Below are 3605 nucleotides of genomic sequence, written 5' to 3' on the forward strand. Positions count from 1 at the left end.
CATTTTTTTTCAAAAAATTTCTACTTAATGCTTTCTAGCTTCTTACACATCCGAAAGTAATAGAAAAATCGAGATGGATTACCAACTTGGCGAAGTTACTAACTTCTGTGTTTCTCATTTTATCTCCCCTAGAACCGAAGATGTATTTCATACTCTCTTCGCTCACTCCGAGCCGCCAACGCTATTGTTAGCGTTTCAATTGCGCTGGTCTGAGAAACTTGATCGTTTTCTTCTGACAAGCTTCACTGGAGTATTCGATTGAATTTCAAAAGATTAGATCACACCTTTTACTGTCTGGTCAGACCAATTGGTTAAAGTGTGATGTTAATCATTTGTTAATCTTAAGTTTCGGGAGTATATTTTCAAACAGTTGTTTAATACGAGTGATTAAAATGGCCCCGAGAACATCAACAAAAGAAAAAATACTCGATGTCGCAGAAGGACTCTTTGCTGAACATGGCTTTAATGATACTTCGCTAAGAACGATAACAGGTAAAGCTAACGTTAACTTAGCATCGGTAAACTATCACTTTGGCGATAAAAAAACGCTGGTTAGAGCGGTTTTAGATAGGTATTTAGAAGCACTAATGCCGAGCATTAAGACTTCATTAATTGAGCTAAACACGCGCGATAGCTACAACATGGACGATGTCTTTGAGTCATTGCGATTACCTTTACGTACATTAAATGATGTACGCCCAAATGGTACTGCGCTATTTATGTTGTTAATTGGCCGCGGTTATACAGACGTTCAAGGTCATCTACGCTGGTTCATTACCACCAGATACGAAGAGGTACTGAACCTTTTCACTTTCTCGATAATGAAGGCGAACCCGGAACTATGTGAAGAACAGTTGTTTTGGCGACTGCACTTCACGTTAGGAACCTGTGTATTTACGATGGCTTCAAGCCAAGCTCTTTCGGAGCTGGCAGAAAGTAAGTTTGAAAAGGAAGTCGATGTGAAATCTGTCGTCGATTTACTGATTCCATATTTGTCAGCAGGAATGTCAGCAAAGCAGTTGGCATAAGACAAATAAGAAAGTTAAACCAATAATAAGATTATACCCCGAGCGGTTACGTGAACAAAAGGATCTGAACTATGAGCTCTCTACGAAGAAAATGGATTAGTGACCCGGCTTTTAAAGTGTTCAAAAAAGTATTGCCACCTCTGTCTAGCACCGAGAAAGAGGCGATGGAAGCGGGTAGTGTATGGTGGGATGCCGAACTATTCTCAGGCAAGCCAAACTTCACAACATTGCATCATTATCCAACGCCTACACTGACGGCAGAAGAGCAGTCATTTATGGATAATGAGCTTGAAACCCTGCTAGAAATGCTTGATGACCAGAAGATTGTCAAAGAAGACAGGGATTTACCGCCTGAAGTATGGGAGTACCTACGTAAAGAGCGATTTTTCTCTTTGATCATCTCGAAAGCATATGGTGGTCGTGAATTTTCCGCTTTGGCGAACTCAACCATTGTTTCTCGTATTGCGACTCGAAGTATCAGTACCGCGGTATCGGTAATGGTACCAAACTCTCTTGGTCCTGGTGAGCTGCTATCGCACTATGGTACGCAAGAGCAAAAAGATTACTGGTTGCCTCGTTTAGCTGATGGTACAGACATCCCTTGTTTCGCCCTAACTGGCCCTGAAGCGGGTTCTGATGCAGGTGGCATACCTGATCAAGGCGTGGTTTGTTACGGCACCCATGAAGGCAAAGAAGTGCTTGGCGTGCGAGTTAGTTGGAATAAACGCTACATCACGCTTGCGCCAGTTGCGACAGTGCTCGGGTTAGCATTTAAACTGCAGGATCCTGAAGGGCTACTTGGTGACAAGAAAGAGGTTGGCATTACATGTGCGTTGATTCCCGCTGACCATGAAGGTGTCGAGATAGGCGAGCGCCATGATCCTCTGGGGTCTGCGTTCATGAATGGTCCTACTCGTGGTGAAGATGTCTTCATCCCTATGGACTGGTTGATCGGTGGCGCTGATTACGCAGGTAAAGGTTGGCGTATGCTGGTTGAGTGTCTTTCTGCGGGGCGTGGTATCTCTCTCCCAGCGCTTGGCACAGCGATTGGTCACCTTACTACACGTACAACAGGTGCTTATGCTTACGTGCGTAAACAGTTTGGAATGTCGATCGGTAAGTTTGAAGGCGTCGCAGAAGCGATGGGGCGCATTGGTGGTCTTACTTACCTACTAGAAGCGACGCGTACGCTAACGACGACTTCTCTCGATATGAAAGAAAAACCTGGGATTGTAACCGCGATTGCCAAGTACCACATGACGGAAATCGCGCGTACCATTCTAAATGATTCGTTTGATATCCACGCGGGTCGTGCGATTCAAGATGGTCCAATGAACTATCTTGCTAAACATTACCTTGGTATCCCGGTTGCTATCACCGTTGAAGGCGCGAATATTCTGACTCGTAACCTGATGATTTTTGGTCAAGGTGCGACTCGATGCCACCCATATGTTCTAAAAGAAATGGAAGCCGCGGCGAATCCAGATTCTGAACAAGGTGCGAAAGAATTTGACAACTTACTCTTTAAACACATCAAGCACGCGCTCGGTAATACATTCGGTGCATTTGGTGCAGCACTAACTGGTTCTCGATTTGTTAACGCGCACATGAGTGGCCCAACGCAGCAATACTACAAAGACATTACTCGTCTCAGTCGTGCACTTGCAGTAAGTGCAGACTTTGCGATGTTAACCTTAGGTGGAGACTTGAAGCGTAAAGAAATGATCTCCGCACGTTTGGGTGATGGATTAAGCTATCTATACATGGCATCTGCTGCCTTGAAAAAGTATGAAGATGAAGGCCGTCAACAAGGCGATCTAGACTTCGTTCATTACGCTGTTCAACACTGTTTGTATAACGCTTCTAAGTCATTAAATGAGGCTTACACCAACTTCCCTGTGAAATACGTTGGCGGTGTGCTTAAGGGGCTATTGTTCCCGCTTGGTAATCATTTCAATAAGCCAAGTGATGAGCTGTGTGTGAATTTGGCTGAAGCGATGATGACGCCAGGCGCGCAACGTGATCGCCTTACGCATCTGTGCTACATCGGAAAATCAGAGGATGACAGCGTAGGCTTAATGGAGAATGCATTCCTTGCAATGTACGCCATTAAACCTTTGGAGCGTAAACTTGTGAAGGCTGCGAAGGATGGTAAAGTGGCTCGTAAAGGTCTGCTACATGATCGTTTGCAGCAAGCATTTGAAGCAGGCGTGTTAACTGAACAAGAAATTGATCAAATCATGGCTGCAGATAAATTGCGCTACAAGGCGATTCAAGTTGACCACTTTAGTCATGACTTTTCTGAAGTGCGAACTCATAGCCCAAAAAAGTCGCAGTTGAATCCGGCGGCATAATAGACAACTAATGTTAAGAAAAGCACCTCAATGAGGTGCTTTTTTGTATTCTTGGGGAGTGGATGGTGGGATAGTGCTCCAACCACTTGCCTTTTAAGAGCATTTTTACAGAAATTAGATGCGAAATCCCAACGAAACTTTTATCCTAACAAGGTTTTTTAAAGGAAGTTGAATATGATCATCAAACCTAGAATTCGTGGATTTATCTGTACTACAACGCACC

The 3605-nt window shown here is 44.1% G+C and carries 2 protein-coding genes; both read left to right on the forward strand.

Features of this window, described 5'->3' with window-relative positions:
• Positions 1-392 precede the first annotated feature (392 nt).
• Positions 393-1028, forward strand: a complete 636-nt coding sequence (locus CAG68_RS21320) for a TetR/AcrR family transcriptional regulator (RefSeq protein ID WP_005378033.1) — start codon at positions 393-395, stop codon at positions 1026-1028.
• 71 nt (positions 1029-1099) lie between these two features.
• On the forward strand, positions 1100-3382 hold the full coding sequence (locus tag CAG68_RS21325; RefSeq protein WP_161441625.1) for an acyl-CoA dehydrogenase: 2283 nt from the start codon (positions 1100-1102) through the stop codon (positions 3380-3382).
• The last annotated feature ends 223 nt before the right edge of the window (positions 3383-3605 follow it).

The sequence above is a fragment of the Vibrio sp. V42_P2S4T144 genome, from assembly GCF_009904715.1.
In the GTDB taxonomy this organism is placed as follows: domain Bacteria; phylum Pseudomonadota; class Gammaproteobacteria; order Enterobacterales; family Vibrionaceae; genus Vibrio; species Vibrio alginolyticus.